This is a genomic window from Pseudomonadota bacterium, assembly GCA_027620075.1.
Taxonomy (GTDB): Bacteria; Pseudomonadota; Alphaproteobacteria; order Rickettsiales; family UBA6187; genus 1-14-0-20-39-49.
On record JAQCEY010000001.1, the window covers coordinates 261,972 to 280,048 of the forward strand.

Here is an 18,077-nt window from a genome sequence, read left to right on the forward strand (position 1 = left end):
GTTTCAATTTATATTTTTTTAAGGTAACTTATACCATAATACCGAACATTGCCAGAGGGATTTTAACATATGACAGTAATTATTCTAAGCTCATTTGCAGCTATATTTTTTATCACTTCTTTAGCACTTCTTTATTTTTATCTAATATCCTCCAGCCGTAATAAAATTATTACAAGCAAGTTTGAAGAGTTAAAAATAAACCATGCCATAGCTTCGCAGGACATTAACGAACTTAAGGAAAAAAACGGCAAGCTGGAAGCAGAGCATAATAAGTTGTTGATAGCCAAAACAGAAGCCGAAACAAGAATGAAGTCATTAAGCGAAGAATTGTCAAACACTAAAGCAAATCTGGAAAAAGCCGCCCGTGAAAAAGAAGCGGCAATTGAAACTAAAAACGAGTATATGCGTAATCAGGAGCTGGCATTACAAAGGGTTAAGGGCATTGAAGACGAAATGAAAAACTGGGAGAAAATGAAAGAAGAACATACCAGAAATCTTCAATCCTCAACTTTGGAAGTGGCTAATAAGATATCAAGCAAACTCCTTGACGACCATAAAAGGGAAGCTGAAAACGCTAAAAAAGAAAATGAAAAACTGATAAAGCAAACCACTGAAAATTTACAGGAGCAACATAAATATCTTGTTGAATCGGTTAATAGTTTACAAGAAGGCGTTAAAAAATCAGAAGTAGTCCATAGGGCTTTACTATCTCCGTCGGGTGCGGGAAGTCTGGGCGAGATTACTCTTGAAAATATATTTAGGAATTCAAGCCTTATAAAAGGGCAGGATTATCACATGCAGTATAGTGTAAGCTCTTCAGAAGGTAGAGGGCTGCGTCCTGATGCGGTGGTATTTTTGCCGGATAATAATGTTATGGTAATTGATAGCAAGGCATCAAAATTCTTTGCGGAATTAGGTGAGGAAAATATAGACGCATCTAAAGAAAAAGAAATATATGCAGGGCTGAAGCGTTCAATGAACGAGAACCTAAAAGGATTGGCAAGTAAGGAATATTCAAAAGCGATTGAAGATGAGGCGGGCAAGTCCCTTGCCAGAGTTTACATGTTCCTACCGACCGAAACTGCCTTGGACAAATTACGCAAAGCAGACCCTCAATTTATTGAAAAAGCGTGGAGTCAGGGAATATGTCCCGTAGGCCCTACAGGACTGTTAAACGAGTTGTTGCGTGCCTCTATGATAATTTCAGGTGCAAGGCAGGAAGAAAATGCAAAGATAATCATAAATCAAGTTAAAGACCTGCTTAGCAATGTTGCCACATTAAACGAACATGCAAATAAACTCGGCAAAGGGCTGAAAAGTGCTATCGACAATTATGACAGGTTTTCAGGTTCTTTTAACAGGTCTTTTATGTCTAAAGCCAATAAGATATGCAAACTTGGTGTAGATGTGCCTAAATTAAAGGGTATCCCTCCTCTATCCCAGTATAAAATAACCGCTATTGATTATAAATCTATTGACGGAGATTATAGCGAGGAAAATAATGAGTATGAGGGAGAAGTTAAAAGTTTAGAAGTTGTTAAATAATTAGAGGGAAAATGTCTGATAAAGTTGTAAAATTAGAAAAAAAGAAAAATAGTGAATCACCTCCTCCGAGTATGCTCAAGAGGGTGATGATATTCGTATTTACCTTTTTGATATTTATCCAGATATTCAAATTTTATACCGGACCAAGCCTGTTGATGCGTAAACACCAGATAGTTTTTTATAAAAATCCGGTCGATATTTCACAAAACGTTTTTGAATCACCGGACGGTAAGCGATATAGCTTTGGAGATTTAAAAGGAAACAATATAATATTGGCTTTCTGGGCTCCTTGGTGCGGATATTGCAAAGACGAAATTCCCGTAATGTCAGGATTAGCAAAATCCCTTGAGCAGCTAGGCTACGTAACAATACCTCTTACTAAAAACATCGAATCACCCGAAAGTATCAATAAATTTTACCAAGGTATCAAGGGGACTGAGCCTTTTATTACAGGTGACAGAGAATTATACGCTAAATTAGGTGTTCACGGAGTTCCGACTTATATATTGGTTAATGAATCGGGAAATGCGGTCGGATATATGAAACCCAACTGGAGAGCAGGAGATGTGTTGAATTTATTTGCAGAACTAAAAACCTCTACCTTGATGCTAAATCAAGACCGTTTCCCAGATCCATCACAACCTTAGAGGCACTATTAGGCATTCTTGGAATTGTATCTGCAAAATCTATTTTTTCACCGGGAGCCATTAAGTTGCCTTCAGGTTCTAAAGTTACGGTCTTTAATTTTTCACCGGCATCGCTAAATATGGTCATACGCAAAGCCGGAAGCTTTTTTTGCTGCTCGGATTCATTAACAATCTTTCCGCTTATAACCACATCATTATAATTACCCGATTCAACTTTTTCCACTTTGACATCATATAATGCTATATCCGTTGTGTCGTATATACCGAACAAGGAGTAATAACCTGCCATACTCGGAAGAATATTGTTAGCATTGATAATGCTCATGGTTAGCACAAAAAATATAAACGATATCATGGCGGCAAGCTTTAAAGCGAAGCTCACCCTTTTCTTTGCTACGGCAGGTACGTTCGCACCATTTGGAACCGGCTCTACTTCCTGAGGCTCTTCAACCGCATTAGATTGTTTTGCAGCTTCCAACACTTCCAGATCAGGCTTTTGAAACCATGTATGCTTGCATCTGGCACACTTTACCTTACGACCGTTTTCTCCTATGGCCTGTGCTTTTACAATAAAACGTGCGGAACAACTCGGGCAACCTACAATCATATATTTGTTACATCTGTATATTGGTTCAACTTTGAGTTATATTTTTAGGTTTATTACCTGTAAAAAGCAACTTTTTTTTAATATCCGTGGGTAATTTTATAAGCTGCACTAGACATACTGATATTATTCACTATATTACAGCAAATTAAAAACTAAACATCAGGAGTAGTTATGCAAAGTACACAGAATATTATTGAAAACGCTTGGGAAAACAAGGGAAAAGTTTCCACGACTACTACCGGTGAAATTAGAGATGCCGTGGCAATAACATTAAACAATCTTGATTCGGGAAAGATACGTGTTGCCGAAAAAAACGGTGATAAATGGACGGTTAACCAGTGGGTGAAAAAGGCTATATTACTTTCATTCCGCCTAAACGGTATGCAATTGATGGAAGGCGGTCCTTCTTTGGCTGATGAAAAATGTAATTGGTATGATAAAGTTCCTTCAAAATTTACCGGTTGGAGTGAAGATGATTTTAAAACGGCGGGCTTCCGTGCCGTGCCGGGGTGTTTTGTAAGACACGCCTCGTATGTGGCTCCCGATGTTGTTCTTATGCCGAGCTTTGTTAACCTTGGTGCTTACATAGATAAAGGCACAATGGTTGATACTTGGGCAACGGTGGGAAGCTGTGCACAAATAGGCAAAAACTGCCATATATCAGGCGGTGCGGGAATAGGCGGAGTTTTGGAGCCGTTGCAGGCCAATCCTGTGATTATTGAAGATAACTGCTTTATCGGTGCAAGAAGCGAGATAGCAGAAGGCGTTATTATTGAGGAAGGCTCGGTTATATCTATGGGAGTTTATATAGGTGCTTCTACAAAGATAGTTGACCGTGAAACGGGAGAGGTTTTTCAAGGCAGAGTTCCGGCATATTCCGTTGTTGTTCCGGGCAACATACCGGGTGCAGAGCGTGAAGACGGATCTTTGAAGCCTTCATTATATGCCGCCGTTATAGTTAAGCGTGTAGATGAAAAAACACGTTCTAAAACTTCTATTAACGAGTTATTGCGTTCAGATGCGGCATAAGCCATGACTATAGATGCCTTAGAACTATCAAGTAAATTAATCAAATGTCCGAGCATAACTCCTGTTGATGCGGGAGTTATGGACGTGCTTCAGGAAGCTTTGGAAGGTCTTGGCTTCCAATGCATGCGTATGCCGTTTTCACAAGAAGGCTTTGAAGATACCGACAACCTCTACGCACGCTTGGGGAATATTGCCCCTAATGTTTGTTTTGCAGGTCATACTGACGTTGTGCCTCCGGGCAATCTTGAGGACTGGACATCTGATCCGTTCAAGCCTGAAGTTCGTGACGGTATTTTATATGGTCGTGGTACGGTAGATATGAAATGTGCGATAGCGTGTTTTGTAGCTGCTGTTTCCGAATATCTGAAAAATAACAATCCTAAAATATCTATTAGCCTGCTAATTACAGGCGATGAGGAAGGAATTGCCGTAAACGGCACTAAAAAAATGCTTCAACAATTAGAAAAACAAGGCGAAAAAATAGATTACTGCATCGTTGGAGAGCCTACCAACCCTGAAAAACTGGGGGAGATGATAAAAATAGGTCGTCGTGGTTCGGTTGGTTTTACCCTTTCGGTTTTGGGAAAACAGGGGCATGTTGCATACCCTAACCTAGCAGACAATCCCATTACCAGAATGGTTAAAATTCTTCATGCACTTAATGAAAACGTATTAGATAATGGAACGGAATTTTTCCAGCCGTCAAATCTTGAGGTAACTACTATTGATGTTGCCAATGATGCGACAAATGTTATTCCTGCGATGGCAAAAGCTAAATTTAATATCCGCTTTAATGATAAACACACTTCCGACAAGTTAATTAAGTGGGTTGAAGGTGTTTGCGATTCATTCTGCAAGGAAGGTAACGCAAAATATAAACTGGAGTCGAGAGTTTCAGGAGAGGCTTTTTTAACGCAACCGGGTGATTTAAGTAACGCTTTAGCCAAAGCCGTTGAGGAAGTTACCGGAATGAAGCCCGAACTTAGTACCACCGGAGGAACTTCGGACGCACGTTTTATTAAGGATTATTGCTCGGTTGTTGAATTCGGTCTTATGAATAAAACCGCTCATAAGGTTGATGAGTGTGTTGCAGTAGACGATATTTATAAGTTAAAAGATGTTTATCTCAAATTTTTAGAAAGTTATTAGATTATAAGGGAGTTTATTATGGATGAAATGATTTTACAAATGCGTGATTCGGAACTAAGACGAAATGGAGCGACTCCGTTAAAAACAGTTCTTGAAAACAAAAATTTAGATCCCGATTACTTTATGGAGTTTTTGGATTCAAGAAGGATTAGTAACAATGAGCTTGCAAGGGCTTATGGAAAAAATTTCGGGAAATTTCAAAAGAATGATAGAATGTCATCACGTTTCAAAAAACAAGGTGAAGAATTTGATGCTTTAATCAACAAATTGAAAGATGACTTTTCAGGCGATGAACCCAAACTCGGCTATCTTGATTTTCAAGGAGATAGGAAAGGAGTTATGTCAAAAGATCAAATGATGATATCCAATGCTTACGATGCATTAAATAGAAGAAGAAGGGATTTACAAAACGAAGGAATAGATGAGAACACGCCCATATTGGACATAATCCGCAATTCGGGTGCCAGTGCAGATTCTTTAAAAAGCTCACTTTCGGAAAAACAGGACTCGGTCAGATCTCAAATCAAAGACGCTAGAGACTTAATGGATGTCTTATATGTAGGAAGTGAATATAGGGCAATACAGGCACTATCTAAAACAATTGACACTCAAGATCAGTCGGTTACATATAGAACTATCGCTCGCGATGTTAATCACTGGTCGCCGCCTTTGGTGGAAGAAGTTATCAATAATGCCGTTAGGAAGGATTTAGCTAGCTATAAAGATGGTGATTCAAAAAAGAAATGGGCAGATTACTATCAAAATCAAAAACGCTCCGCCGGCTCACAACAAGGTTTGTAAGATGCAAGACCTCTTGCGTAAGTCGCAAGAGGATACTGAAGCCAATTCCGTACACAACTATAGTATTTTCAAGTGAAAAAACGCAACTTTTATTATGTCACTTGTCACCCCGTCGTATGACGGGGTGACAAATAATAGTTCTGTTTCAATTAAGAAATACTATATTTTAATACGAAAACCAATTACCGAGGCATATATAGTATTTACGTATTATAATATTTAGTTAAATTATTTTTCACATTCTCGGACACCAGTTCGTCAACATTTCCGCCAAGCCTGACGATTTCTTTTACAAACCTTGAGGCGATGAAGTGGGTTGATTCCGATGCTGGTAGGAATACGGTCTGGATATCGGGGTTCATTTTAGAGTTCATGCCCGACATCTGGAACTCATATTCAAAGTCGGAAACCGCTCTTAGTCCTCTTATTATAATCCCTGCCCCATTATCCCGTGCAAAATTAACAAGCAATCCTTCAAACCCGACGACTTCAATATTCGAATTAATATCGGCTACGTCAGCTTTTACCATTTCCACCCTTTCATCTAAGGAGAAAATCGGGGTTTTTGCCGTATCGACGGCAACTGCGATAATAAGCTTATCTACAATTTTAACCGCACGTTTAATTATATCTTTGTGACCTAATGTTATCGGGTCGAAAGTGCCGGGATATACCGCTGTTCTGTTAGGCATTTGAAAGGCTTAATCCTCGTTATTATCTTGTATTTCAAGTTCATCGTTAGAATCCGACTCTTCAATTAAGATAGATTCCACATCTTCTTTTTCTTCTTCAATTGCAATTCTGGCAACGGAAGTTACTTTCTGCCCCTTTGACGTTTTGAAGATAGTAACACCTTGCGTGTTACGTCCGGCAATCCTGATATCATGCACAGGGCAGCGGATTAGCTGTCCGCCTTCCGTGATTAATAATAGCTGGTCATTATCTTCTATATGGAAGCTGGCAGCCACTTTGCCGTTACGTTGTGAAGTAATGATGTTCACAATACCGCTTCCACCACGGTTAGTTACACGATATTCATAAGCCGAACTGCGTTTTCCGTAACCGTTTTCCGTAACCGTTATTATGAATTGCTCGTGTTTTGCCCATAGTTTAATAGTATCATGGTCAAGCTCACTTTCTATCCCGTCAAGGATTTTTAGCATTGTATCATTAATTTCAGCAAGTTTTGCCTCATCATCACGGTAATATTCCTTTTCAACTATCAAGGCACTAAGCTCCGAACGAGTTTGTGCAGGAATTTTAAGATATTCCGAGCGGATGTTAATGTCATTACATTCGGTTCCGTCCAATATATCCATCGATACGACTTCATTGCCTTTTTCCATTCTTATGCCGCGTACACCTGCCGATGCACGGCTTTTGAACTCACGCACCGCTGTTGCAGGGAAACGGATACACTTACCGTTTGCGGTTGCTAGCAGAACATGCTGATTTTCATCACACGTCTTAACACTTATCAGCCTGTCATCATCTTCAAGTTTCATGGCTATTTTTCCATTTGCCTGAACACGCTTGAAGTCCGATAAATCATTCCTTCTTACAGTGCCACGATTTGTCGCAAACATAATGCTTAAATTATCCCAATCGTCCTCATTATCAGGCATCGGCATTACTACGTTGATAGTTTCGTCTTTTTCCATCGGGAAAATGTTAACTAACGCACGTCCTTTAGAGTTTGCTCCGCCTAAAGGCAGCTTATAAACTTTAAGCTTGTAGACCTTGCCGGTGGTACTGAAAAATAATACCGGCGTATGCGTATTTGTAACAAATACGTTAACCGTAGCATCTTCTTCCTTCATGTTCATTCCCGAACGCCCTTTTCCCCCACGTTTTTGTGAGCGGTAAGTAGATAAAGGAACTCTCTTTATATAGCCTCCGTGAGTTACGGTAACCACCATATCTTCAACAGGTATCAAATCCTCAATATCAGCTTCAAACTCGCTATCTTGGAAATCTGTTTTGCGAGGAGTTGCGAATTCTTCTTTAATTTCGCTTAACTCACTCTTCATTATACCGATAACTCTGTCACGGGAGCGTAATATATCAAGATAATCTTTGATTTGTTCGGCAAGCTCCGTTAGCTCACCATTAATTTTTTCCTGCTCCAAGCCTGTTAAGCGGGCAAGCTTCATATCTAAAATAGCTCTTGCCTGAACTTCCGTAAAATAGCATTTACCGTCAATAATTTTATTATTAAAATCGTCCACAAGGTCTATTAATGCCTGAACATTATCGGCATACCAAGCACGCTCTAATAGCTGTTGCTTTGCAACGGTAGGGTCGGGAGCGTTTCTTATAAGCCGAATGACTTCATCAATATTTGCCACCGCCATTGACAAGCCTATCAACACATGTGCCCTATCACGGGCTTTGTTCAATAAGAAAGACGTTCTGCGAGTGATAATCTCTTCCCTAAAGCGTGTGAACGCAACTAAAACTTCCTTAGTATTCATCAGACGAGGACGACCTCTATCCAATGCCAGTTGATTTACCCCAAAAGAGGTCTGAAGCTGAGTATAGCTATATAACTGGTTAAGTATTACATCTGCGTTTGCATCTTTTTTAGTTTCGATAACGACCCTCACACCATGCTGGTCGGATTCGTCACGCATTTCGGAGATGCCTTCGATTTTTTTATCCCGAACTAGCTCGCCTATTCTTTCTAGCATCAACGCTTTGTTAACCTGATAAGGAACTTCCGAGATAATAATCGCCTGCTTGCCTTTTGTAAGATCGGTTATTTCGGCACGTCCACGCACGATTATAGAGCCACGCCCCGTTCTAAGGGCATTGCGTGAGCCTGAGCGACCAAGTATGATACCGCCCGTCGGGAAGTCCGGCCCCGGTATTATCTGCATTAATTCTTCATCAGTGATATCGTTATTATCTATATAAGCAAGACAACCGTCAATGACCTCGCCAAGATTGTGCGGAGGAATATTTGTTGCCATACCCACGGCAATACCCCCTCCCCCGTTTACAAGCAAATTCGGGAAGCGTGCGGGTAGTGTAATCGGCTCTCTTTCCGAGCCGTCATAGTTATCTTGAAAATTAACCGTATCTTTATCAATGTCTACAAGCAATGTGTGTGCTACTTTTGCCATACGGGATTCGGTATAACGCATAGCCGCCGCAGAGTCGCCGTCCATAGAACCGAAGTTACCCTGACCGTCGATTAGCGGAACTCTCAACGAGAAATCCTGAGCCATACGCACCATTGACTGATAAATCGCCGCATCACCGTGCGGGTGGTATTTACCCATTACCTCACCGACTATACGGGCTGATTTTCTGTAAGGCTTATTATAGTCGCATCCGCTTTCATTCATTGCGAATAATATACGCCTGTGAACAGGTTTTAGCCCGTCACAAGCATCAGGTATCGCACGACTTACTATTACACTCATTGCGTAGTCAAGATATGACTCCCGCATTTCATGCTCAATAGTAACGGGTTTTATTTCCAAACTTTCTCTAACGTTATTTTGGCTCAACTTTAACAACCTCTATTTAAATAGTCACACTGAAAATCTATTCAGCATTAAATTAATTCTTATTAAGAAATATAACCCTAGAAGCATACATGAGGGATAGTAGGCTAGCAAGTGAAAACTAATATTTCATAGGTAATCTTTATGTATTTTTATGATTTAAACTGACAAAAACATTTTTTTGTTTTATACAGCTATCATAATGTATTTGTTCTGTTATTTAAGAGGAAAAAATGAAGCCTGCGGAAACTGTAAAAGTTGATAAAAAAAAGGTAAGTTGCGATGGTGGAAAAGGCTCTTTAGGACACCCGAAAGTGTATTTAGAGATTGGACAAAAAGGACAAGTCGAGTGTCCGTATTGCGGCAAAACTTTCATTCTAAAAAAAGCCGCCTAGTTAAAAAGGGAATAATAATAAAGACTTGTTAACCATTTTTAAACTATTTTATATAATAATCGCTCTTAGGGAAGAATAATCAACATCACTAGGAGGTTTAAAATGGTTAATAAAGCATTATGCCTTATTGCCCTCGCATCGGTTTTACTGTCATGTTCGGGTAAGGAATCAAAAAAAATAGCATCACTTCAAAAAAAAGATAAGAAGCTTTCATGTAAGGAAATTTTGCTCGAAATGAACGAAGCCGAGTTTTATCGCAATGTGGCATATAAGAATCGAGGCCCTAAGCTAAAAAATGTTTTAATGCCGCTAGGTTATATATCTACTTATATGGACGCAGGAGAGGCAATAGACGCTGCCGAGGCAAGAGTGGATTATCTGGACAGGATATACCAAATTCTTCGCTGTGAGGAAAGAGCCGAAAAGATAGAAGAACTAGGGGAAGAGCTTGGCGGACTGCAATATTACTCGCCACAAGATGAAGTGCCTTATTATAGAAGCCTTGCAAGGTAAGTTATCTTAATAGCCCCACGCATTTCTTATGTGCTTTATAAAAAATATCGGACAAACTAATATAAGGTCAAACCTTATATTAGTTTGTAAGTATCGGGGATTTTTGGCTATAAATAGCTGTGCCGCTCGGGTTATTCTGTTTTGCTGGTGCTTTGTAAATGCTATGTAGGCATCGTCCTTTTTCTTGCGGGCTTTTACTTCAATAAACACAAGATTGTTGCCGCGTCTTGCGATTATATCAACCTCACCTAGTTTTGTTTTATGTCTGCGTGATATTATAGAATAAAAACATAACCTTAAATATATTACCGCTATTGTTTCGGCAAGTAGTCCGAATTTATATGATTTGGTTTTATTCATGATTAATATGGGCGTTAATTTTTCAGCTATTAAAAATTTCTTTAATAAGAGTAATGTTTACACTATTATGTGGCTAATAAAACATTTTTTCAAATATTCTAATAGTTATGTAAATGATTAGAAAAGCGGTACAAGAATTTTTCAGTAATAATTCAAGGTTAATTACTACCTTGCTATATTTTGCTATAGGGGTGTTCCTAATCGGTTCTTTGGCAAGCTTTAGTGCTTCGGATCCTTCGTTTAACCGCGCCTCCGGTAACGGCGTGCAAAATATTTTCGGAACGGCAGGGGCTTATATAGCAGATCCGCTATATCAGTTTTTCGGACTGGCAGCATTTTTAATTCCCATGGCATTTATTACGGTTGCTTTAAGACTTATATTCAAAACTCAGCGTTTTAACCTCTGGCTTACCAATATATTCTTATTTGTTTCACTACTTTCCGTAAGTGCTTTGATAGTAAAGCTAAACGCACCTGAAACATGGCCTTTTTATGTAGGGTTGGGCGGTTTTTTCGGAGACTTGATTAGCAACTCCGAAGAAATACTTACTATATACGGCTATATATCTTTATTTGCGTTCATTGCCGCCACCTGTTCTTATTTTGCGTTCGGTATAAGGCTATCCGAGATAAGAAAAACCTTTGGAATTGTTTATTATATTGCAAGTAAGCTTAAATATCTGACGGCATCATTTATTCTTATGATTGTTAATCTTGGCAGAAAGTCGATGAAAAAAGAACCTGTTGCACTTGATATTAGTAGTTTTGAAGATACTTCCGAAGATTATGAAGATTATATTGTGGAAGTTAAAGAGAAGAAGGAAAAGAAAAAGAAGAAAAAAGCAGTAAAACAAAAAACTCTACGATTAGATCCCGGTGAATTTGAATTGCCTGATTTTGATTTGCTTACCGAGGCTCCAGATAAAGGCGGAAGAAATGTTAATCAGAAATCTTTAGAACAAAATGCAAAGCTCTTGAAGAAGGTACTGGAAGATTTTGGTGTAAAAGGCAATATAGTAAAAGTTCGCCCCGGTCCCGTAGTAACTTTGTATGAGTTGGAGCCTTCGCCCGGTACAAAGTCATCAAGAGTTATAGGTCTGGCTGATGATATCGCCCGTTCCATGAGTGCCGTATCCACAAGAATATCGGTTGTTCCCGGTAAGAACATATTAGGTATAGAACTACCGAACGCCGACCGTGAAACGGTATATTTGCGTGAATTAATGGAATGTGAAGAATACCGTGATGAGCGTATCAAGCTACCTATAGCACTGGGCAAGGATATTGGCGGTGAGCCTGTTATGGCAGACCTTTCCAGAATGCCCCACCTGCTGATTGCAGGTACAACGGGTTCGGGTAAGTCGGTGGCGGTAAATGCTATGATATTATCATATCTTTACAGATTAACCCCCGATGAATGTAAGTTCATCATGATTGACCCTAAAATGCTGGAATTATCTGTTTATGAAGGCATTCCGCATTTGCTTTCGCCTGTCGTGACCGAGCCTAAAAAGGCTGTTGTTGCACTTAAATGGGCAGTTCGTGAAATGGAAGAGCGATATAGGTTAATGTCTAACGTAGGTGTGAGAAATATAACGGGCTATAACAAGAAAATAGAAGAGGCGGTTGCCAAAGGAAAGCAGCTTGAACGCACTGTACAGACAGGTTTTGACCCCGAAACAGGCGAACCTACATTTGAAAAGCAGCCGTTGGCTATGACCAAGCTGCCTTTTATCGTTGTTATAGTTGATGAGATGGCGGATTTGATGCTTACCGCAGGTAAGGAAATCGAATCTTCAATACAAAGGCTGGCACAAATGGCACGTGCCGCAGGTATTCATATGGTGATGGCAACTCAAAGACCCTCGGTTGATGTTATTACGGGTGTTATTAAAGCGAACTTCCCTACCCGTATCAGTTTTCAGGTGACATCAAGGATTGATAGCCGCACTATATTGGGTGAGATGGGAGCGGAACAGTTGCTTGGAATGGGTGACATGTTATATATGGCAGGCGGTAGCCGTATTACCCGTGTTCACGGACCTTTTGTCGATGATAAGGAAGTTGATGATGTTGTAAAGCACTTAAAAGCTCAGGGTAAGCCTTCATATGTAACGGATATTACCAAAGACGATGAATCATCAGATGAAGCCGCCGGTGCAAATAGCGGTGATGATTTATACGATCAGGCGGTGGCAATAGTATTAAGGGATAAGAAAGCTTCTACCAGTTATATCCAGCGTCAGTTGAAGATAGGATATAACAGGGCGGCTAATTTAATAGATAAGATGGAAAGCGAAGGAATAATAAGCGAAGCTAACCATTCGGGTAAAAGGCAGGTATTAGCAGCGTAATTTTATGACAATCTGGAAAAGGCAATATTCTCCTGAGCAAATCAACCGATATTCCATAGGAACAATGGTTGAGCATTTGGGAATAAAGATAACCGAAGTCGGCGATGACTATATTTGCGGCACTATGCCTGTTGACAAAAGGACAATTCAGCCTTATGGAATCTTACATGGCGGTGCTTCCGTGGTTTTAGCCGAGAGTTTGGGAAGCGTTGCGGGTAATTTGTCATGTGATGAAGGGTTTATGTGTGTAGGGCTGGAGATTAACGCCAATCACATTAAGAGTGTTAGTGAAGGCATTGTAAACGGGAAAGCTTCAGCTATTCACATCGGCAAGACCACACAAGTATGGGATATAAAAATTACTACCGAACAAAAAAATATATGTGTGTCTAGATTGACACTTGCAGTAATACCAAAAAGGAAAGAAAATGATTCATAATACCGATATAACGATAATTGGAGCCGGACCCGTAGGGCTTTTTGCGGTTTTTGAAGCAGGCATGATGAAAATGAAATGCCATGTGATTGACTCTCTGGATTTTATAGGCGGTCAATGTACGGCATTATACCCTGAAAAGCCTATTTATGATATTCCTGCCCACCCGGCTATATTGGCGGAGGATTTAATAAAAAACCTTGAAAAACAGGCTGCACCTTTCAAGCCTGAATATCACCTTTCGCAAACAGTAAATGAAGTTACAAAAAATAATGACGGTTGGCTGGTTACAACAAGTAAAGACACTAAAATTCAATGCAAGGTAATAATAATTGCGGCAGGTTGCGGTGCATTTGGTCCTAACCGCCCTCCCCTTGCTAATATAGAAGAATATGAAGGCAGAAGTGTTTTCTATATGGTCGGCAAAAAAGAGGAAATGCGTGATAAAAATGTAGTAATAGCAGGCGGTGGGGATTCTGCCGTTGACTGGGTTTTGTCTTTGGTTGATATAGCAAAGTCCGTCTCGGTAGTGCATCGCCGCCCAAAATTCCGTTGCCTTCCCGATAGTCAGGATAAACTGGAAAAATTAGCTGATGAGGGTCGTGTTAATATGGTAGTCCCTTATCAACTGGATTCTTTAAAAGGAAATAACGGAAAGCTTGAGTCGGTTATTGTTAAGACGCTAAAGGGTGAAGAAAAAGAGTTAAAAGCTGATATCTTGCTACCTTTCTTCGGTCTGGCAATGGAGCTTGGACCTATTGCTAACTGGGGACTTAATATTGATAAAAAACATATATCGGTTAACCCCACCACGCTACAGACCAATCAGGACGGTATATTTGCAATTGGCGATATAGCCACCTATGACAATAAAATGAAGCTGATATTAAACGGATTTGCGGAAGCTGCTATGGCGTGCCATAAAGCTCGCGGCATTGTCCACCCTGATGAGGTAGTCCACTTTGAATATTCAACTACGGCAGGTGTTCCAGCGTAATTTTGCAAGTGAACCCTTGTAAAAAAGGTTAAAAAATATTAATATTGCCGGCATAGGTAAACAAACTACAAAGGGAAAAATGAGTCAGGCAAAAATTATAGATGGAAAAGTGTTCGCACAAGAGATTCGGTCGCAGGTACAAAAACAAGTGTCGCAGCTAAAAGAGCAACACAATATCACACCGGGTCTGGCCGTTATTTTGGTAGGCGAGGATCCCGCAAGCCAAGTATATGTTCGTAACAAAGGCAAGCAAACTGTTGAAGTCGGAATGAACTCTTTTGAATTTAAGTTGCCTTCAAGCGTTTCGCAGGAAGAATTGGTAAAAAAAATTGAAGAACTGAACAAAGATCCAAAAGTAAACGGGATTCTGGTTCAGCTACCTCTTCCGTCGCATATTGAAGAAAATGCGGTGATTAACTCTATCGATCCGGCAAAAGATGTTGACGGTTTTCATGTTATAAACGCAGGGCGACTGGCAACCGGACAAGATGCAACCGTACCATGTACGCCGTTAGGGTGTATATTAATGCTTAAAGACACATTGGGTGACTTAACGGGGTTGCATGCTGTTATCATCGGACGCTCGAATATAGTCGGCAAGCCAATGGCACGACTTTTATTAAAAGAAAACTGCACGGTTACTATGACTCACTCACGCACCAAAGATTTAGAGGCTGAATGCAGGAAGGCGGATATAGTTGTAGCGGCTGTAGGCGTTGAAGGGATAGTTCGTGGTGAATGGATAAAACCGGGTGCTACCGTGATTGATGTCGGTATTAACAGAGTTGAAGCAAGTGACGGCAAATACAAGCTTGTTGGAGATGTTAATTTTAATGAGGTATCAAAAGTAGCTGCTTACATCACTCCGGTTCCCGGTGGTGTCGGTCCGATGACAATAGCCTGCCTGCTTAGAAACACGCTTGAAGTTACATTAAAGCAAAATAATACTACGTTGGATTAGTTACAAAGCTATGGATAGGATAAGTCCGAACCTACCCCATAAAACGTAAATTTCATTTATTTTTTTATCTTCCTTGCTTCGGATTCCAGCATTATGGGAATCCCGTTGCGTATAGGATAGGCAAGCATAGCCTCTTTACTAATCAGTTCGTTATTTTGGGCATCATACTGCAATTTACCCTTGGTTACGGGGCAACGTAAAATTTCCGGTAATTTGTTATCTATTTCTTTTTCAGTCATAAAATCACTATAATATTTTCAACTCACTTGAACTTATCTTAATACACTGTATATTATATTCTTGTCAAAATTTATAGGTAATAATAAATGCGTTTATCGGTAGTTGTCCCTGTTTATAATGAAGAAGATAATATAGTCCCGATGATTGAGGCTTTGAAAGAGTCTTTAAAAGATGTCGAGCATGAAGTTATTTTCGTAGATGACGGCTCACATGACGATACCTGCAAAATAATAAATGAAAATGCCGGAAAAAATGTAAGGCTTGTTCAGTTCCGGAGGAATTTCGGGCAAACTTCCGCAATGGCTGCCGGTATAGATGCTGCAAAAGGTGAGTTGATAGCTACGTTGGACGGAGATTTACAAAACGACCCCTCCGATATACCGATGATGATGGAGAAGCTTGAAAAAGAAGGACTGGATATAGTTGCCGGAATCAGGGCAAACAGGCAGGACGGACGTTTTTTACGTAAAATACCGAGCAAAATAGCAAATATGCTAATCAGGGCTTTCACTAAAGTGCATATAACCGATTACGGCTGTACCTTAAAAGTGTTCCGCACATCAATAGCCAAACAAATAGAATTATACGGTGAATTGCATAGATTCATTCCGGTGTTGGGTCACATGGAAGGAGCTAAGATAGCTGAAGTTGAAACAAAACACCATGCAAGAAAATTCGGGGAGTCAAAATATGGAATAGGCAGAACTTTCAGAGTTGTTAGCGATCTGCTATTAATGATATTCTTATCTAAATGGCGACAAAAACCTATGCACCTCTTCGGCACTTTAGGCGTGTTCATGCTAATTGGCGGAGGATTAATCGAAACATACCTGCTTTTTATTAAAGTGTTAGGTGGAGATATCGGTGGAAGACCTTTATTTTACGTGGGAATTTTGCTTATAATAACCGGAGTGCAGTTAATTACTACCGGCTTTATATCTGAATTATTAATGCGTACTTATTATGAATCGCAAAACAAAAAACCTTACAATATCAGGGATACTTACACGGCCGGTAAAAGTGATTCCAAGGCAGAAACAAAAACCACCTCAACCGTAAAAAAGAAAAAAGCCGCATAGTAAATGAATATAAATAAAAAACATGCTCTGCTTGCTGTAAAGATTCTTTTTATAATCACAGCTTTAGCTATTGTTTTTTATAAAACCGATATATCCCAAATCAAACAATATATAAAGCAGATTAATCCTTTTCTGCTTTATATGGCATATCTATTCTTTATGTTGGCTCAAATTGTAAGTGTAAGCCGCATGAGATATTACTACAAATCAGAAAACTTACAGCTAAATTATAATTACAGCTTAGGTCTTTATTTCACCGGTATGCTGTTTAACACTATATTGCCCGGAGGAATAAGCGGAGACGGTTACAAGGCATATTCAATAAATAAGCTAGCTAATTTTCCGATACTAAAATCAGTAAGACTTTTACTGTCGGACAGGGCAAGCGGATTATATATATTATTAATATTATCCTTAATATTTGCTTTATTATCTAACGTACAGGATATTATCTGGTATGGTGAACCACTAATAATATTTAGCCTTATTATTCTTACGCCTGTATATTTTTTCTGCGTCAATAAAGTGCTTAAAGAAAATTACAAAACCGCTTTGGGTGCTATACCTTATTCTTTAGCAATACAAGCCTCAGGAGTGGTATCGGTATATTTTATAATAGTTGCCCTTGGTGTTGATAATGAAGGGTTTAATTTAATAAACGGCTATCTCTTTTTATTTACGGTATCGGCTGTACTGTCCGTACTGCCAATATCTATAGGGGGAGTTGGTATAAGGGAATTATCCTTCTTATATGGTGCGGGCATTTTAAGTTTAAACCCTGAACTGGGGGTTGCTATAGCATTGATATTTTTCATCATAAATATGATTTGTTCATTGAAAGGACTGCTTTTTTGGCATAGATTGGAAAAATTATATAATAAAAATACAGGAGTTATTAATGGTAGCACTGGAAACACCGGCAATTGAAGAAAACCGGACAGCGGCTGATTTTGAATTAAAAGGCACTGACGGCAAGATATACACTTTAGAAAACGCAAAAGGAGAAAACGGTCTTCTGGTTATGTTCATTTGTAACCATTGTCCTTATGTTCAGGCGATTCTCGATAAAATAATACGTGATTGTGCGGAACTAAAAGAGCAGGGAGTCAACTCCATTGCCATAATGTCAAATGATGCTAAAAACTATCCCGATGACAGTTTCGACAACATGAAGAAGCTGGCACAGCAAAAAAACTTCCCTTTTCCATATGTAATTGATGAAACACAGGCAGTTGCAAAGCAATATGGAGCCGTATGTACACCTGATTTTTTTGGTTTCAATCGCAATCTTGAGCTGCAATATCGAGGAAGACTGGATAGCTCCGGCATGAAGAATAATCCTTCAGCAGATAGAGATCTTTTCAACGCAATGATGCAGGTTGCACAGCTAGACAAAGGACCAAGAGTGCAACACCCTAGTATAGGCTGCTCGATAAAATGGAAAGAATAAAT

The 18,077-nt window shown here is 39.5% G+C and carries 19 protein-coding genes; 14 read left to right on the plus strand and 5 right to left on the minus strand.

What is annotated here, in order from left to right; genetic code table 11:
- Window positions 1–69: 69 nt before the first annotated feature.
- Window positions 70–1,545, plus strand: a complete 1,476-nt coding sequence (gene rmuC / locus O2942_01435) for a DNA recombination protein RmuC (protein MDA0780909.1) — start codon at window positions 70–72, stop codon at window positions 1,543–1,545.
- A gap of 11 nt (window positions 1,546–1,556) precedes the next feature.
- Window positions 1,557–2,192 carry a TlpA disulfide reductase family protein gene (locus O2942_01440; GenBank protein MDA0780910.1) on the plus strand — a complete coding sequence of 212 codons (636 nt, stop codon included), beginning with the start codon at window positions 1,557–1,559 and terminating at the stop codon, window positions 2,190–2,192.
- On the opposite strand, the gene O2942_01445 is transcribed toward O2942_01440, so the two are convergent.
- Complete coding sequence (locus O2942_01445) at window positions 2,143–2,799, minus strand: zinc-ribbon domain-containing protein (protein MDA0780911.1); 657 nt, start codon at window positions 2,797–2,799, stop codon at window positions 2,143–2,145. The two genes, O2942_01440 and O2942_01445, sit on opposite strands and share 50 nt — an antisense overlap.
- Window positions 2,800–2,970: 171 nt before the next feature.
- Here O2942_01445 and dapD point away from each other — a divergent pair, with 171 nt between their 5' ends.
- From dapD to O2942_01460, 3 genes are read left to right on the plus strand one after another with little or no spacing between them, the layout of a single operon-like run.
- Window positions 2,971–3,828, plus strand: a complete 858-nt coding sequence (gene dapD, locus O2942_01450; GenBank protein MDA0780912.1) for a 2,3,4,5-tetrahydropyridine-2,6-dicarboxylate N-succinyltransferase — start codon at window positions 2,971–2,973, stop codon at window positions 3,826–3,828.
- A 3-nt stretch (window positions 3,829–3,831) separates the two neighbouring features.
- A complete protein-coding gene (gene dapE / locus O2942_01455; protein ID MDA0780913.1) occupies window positions 3,832–4,977 on the plus strand; it encodes a succinyl-diaminopimelate desuccinylase in 1,146 nt (381 codons plus the stop codon).
- 18 nt (window positions 4,978–4,995) lie between these two features.
- Entirely contained in the window at window positions 4,996–5,778 is a 783-nt protein-coding gene (locus tag O2942_01460; protein ID MDA0780914.1) for a hypothetical protein, read from the plus strand.
- Window positions 5,779–5,981: 203 nt separating this feature from the next.
- On the opposite strand, the gene coaD is transcribed toward O2942_01460, so the two are convergent.
- The gene (coaD, locus tag O2942_01465) at window positions 5,982–6,470 is read right to left on the minus strand and encodes a pantetheine-phosphate adenylyltransferase (GenBank protein MDA0780915.1); all 489 of its coding nucleotides are present in this window, start codon (window positions 6,468–6,470) and stop codon (window positions 5,982–5,984) included.
- A gap of 9 nt (window positions 6,471–6,479) precedes the next feature.
- Window positions 6,480–9,293 carry a DNA gyrase subunit A gene (gene gyrA / locus O2942_01470; protein MDA0780916.1) on the minus strand — a complete coding sequence of 938 codons (2,814 nt, stop codon included), beginning with the start codon at window positions 9,291–9,293 and terminating at the stop codon, window positions 6,480–6,482.
- A gap of 230 nt (window positions 9,294–9,523) precedes the next feature.
- Here gyrA and O2942_01475 point away from each other — a divergent pair, with 230 nt between their 5' ends.
- Window positions 9,524–9,685: a zinc-finger domain-containing protein gene (locus O2942_01475; GenBank protein ID MDA0780917.1), complete on the plus strand. Its 162-nt coding sequence runs from the start codon at window positions 9,524–9,526 to the stop codon at window positions 9,683–9,685.
- A 102-nt stretch (window positions 9,686–9,787) separates the two neighbouring features.
- Window positions 9,788–10,198, plus strand: a complete 411-nt coding sequence (locus O2942_01480; protein MDA0780918.1) for a hypothetical protein — start codon at window positions 9,788–9,790, stop codon at window positions 10,196–10,198.
- Between the two features lie 6 nt (window positions 10,199–10,204).
- On the opposite strand, the gene O2942_01485 is transcribed toward O2942_01480, so the two are convergent.
- Window positions 10,205–10,558, minus strand: coding sequence for a YraN family protein (locus O2942_01485; GenBank protein ID MDA0780919.1), 354 nt, complete (start codon window positions 10,556–10,558; stop codon window positions 10,205–10,207).
- Between the two features lie 113 nt (window positions 10,559–10,671).
- Between O2942_01485 and O2942_01490 the strand changes: the two genes are divergently transcribed.
- From O2942_01490 to folD, 4 genes are all read left to right on the plus strand, one after another.
- Window positions 10,672–12,912, plus strand: a complete 2,241-nt coding sequence (locus tag O2942_01490) for a DNA translocase FtsK 4TM domain-containing protein (protein ID MDA0780920.1) — start codon at window positions 10,672–10,674, stop codon at window positions 12,910–12,912.
- Between the two features lie 4 nt (window positions 12,913–12,916).
- The gene (locus tag O2942_01495; GenBank protein ID MDA0780921.1) at window positions 12,917–13,351 is read left to right on the plus strand and encodes a hotdog fold thioesterase; all 435 of its coding nucleotides are present in this window, start codon (window positions 12,917–12,919) and stop codon (window positions 13,349–13,351) included.
- Window positions 13,341–14,345 (plus strand): NAD(P)/FAD-dependent oxidoreductase, encoded by a 1,005-nt coding sequence (locus O2942_01500; protein MDA0780922.1) that lies wholly within the window; start codon window positions 13,341–13,343, stop codon window positions 14,343–14,345. Before O2942_01495 ends, O2942_01500 begins: the two co-directional genes overlap by 11 nt.
- A 79-nt stretch (window positions 14,346–14,424) precedes the next feature.
- Window positions 14,425–15,306: a bifunctional methylenetetrahydrofolate dehydrogenase/methenyltetrahydrofolate cyclohydrolase FolD gene (folD, locus tag O2942_01505; protein ID MDA0780923.1), complete on the plus strand. Its 882-nt coding sequence runs from the start codon at window positions 14,425–14,427 to the stop codon at window positions 15,304–15,306.
- A 56-nt stretch (window positions 15,307–15,362) separates the two neighbouring features.
- Here folD and O2942_01510 read toward each other — a convergent pair whose 3' ends face one another.
- The gene (locus O2942_01510; protein ID MDA0780924.1) at window positions 15,363–15,545 is read right to left on the minus strand and encodes a Trm112 family protein; all 183 of its coding nucleotides are present in this window, start codon (window positions 15,543–15,545) and stop codon (window positions 15,363–15,365) included.
- Between the two features lie 87 nt (window positions 15,546–15,632).
- Between O2942_01510 and O2942_01515 the strand changes: the two genes are divergently transcribed.
- Genes O2942_01515 through O2942_01525 form a run of 3 tightly spaced genes read left to right on the plus strand, consistent with a single transcriptional unit; the run spans window position 15,633 to window position 18,075 of the window.
- Window positions 15,633–16,625, plus strand: a complete 993-nt coding sequence (locus O2942_01515) for a glycosyltransferase family 2 protein (GenBank protein MDA0780925.1) — start codon at window positions 15,633–15,635, stop codon at window positions 16,623–16,625.
- Window positions 16,626–16,628: 3 nt separating this feature from the next.
- On the plus strand, window positions 16,629–17,552 hold the full coding sequence (locus O2942_01520) for a lysylphosphatidylglycerol synthase transmembrane domain-containing protein (GenBank protein MDA0780926.1): 924 nt from the start codon (window positions 16,629–16,631) through the stop codon (window positions 17,550–17,552).
- Window positions 17,524–18,075, plus strand: coding sequence for a thioredoxin family protein (locus tag O2942_01525; protein ID MDA0780927.1), 552 nt, complete (start codon window positions 17,524–17,526; stop codon window positions 18,073–18,075). The genes O2942_01520 and O2942_01525 overlap by 29 nt, the downstream gene beginning before the upstream one ends.
- The last annotated feature ends 2 nt before the right edge of the window (window positions 18,076–18,077 follow it).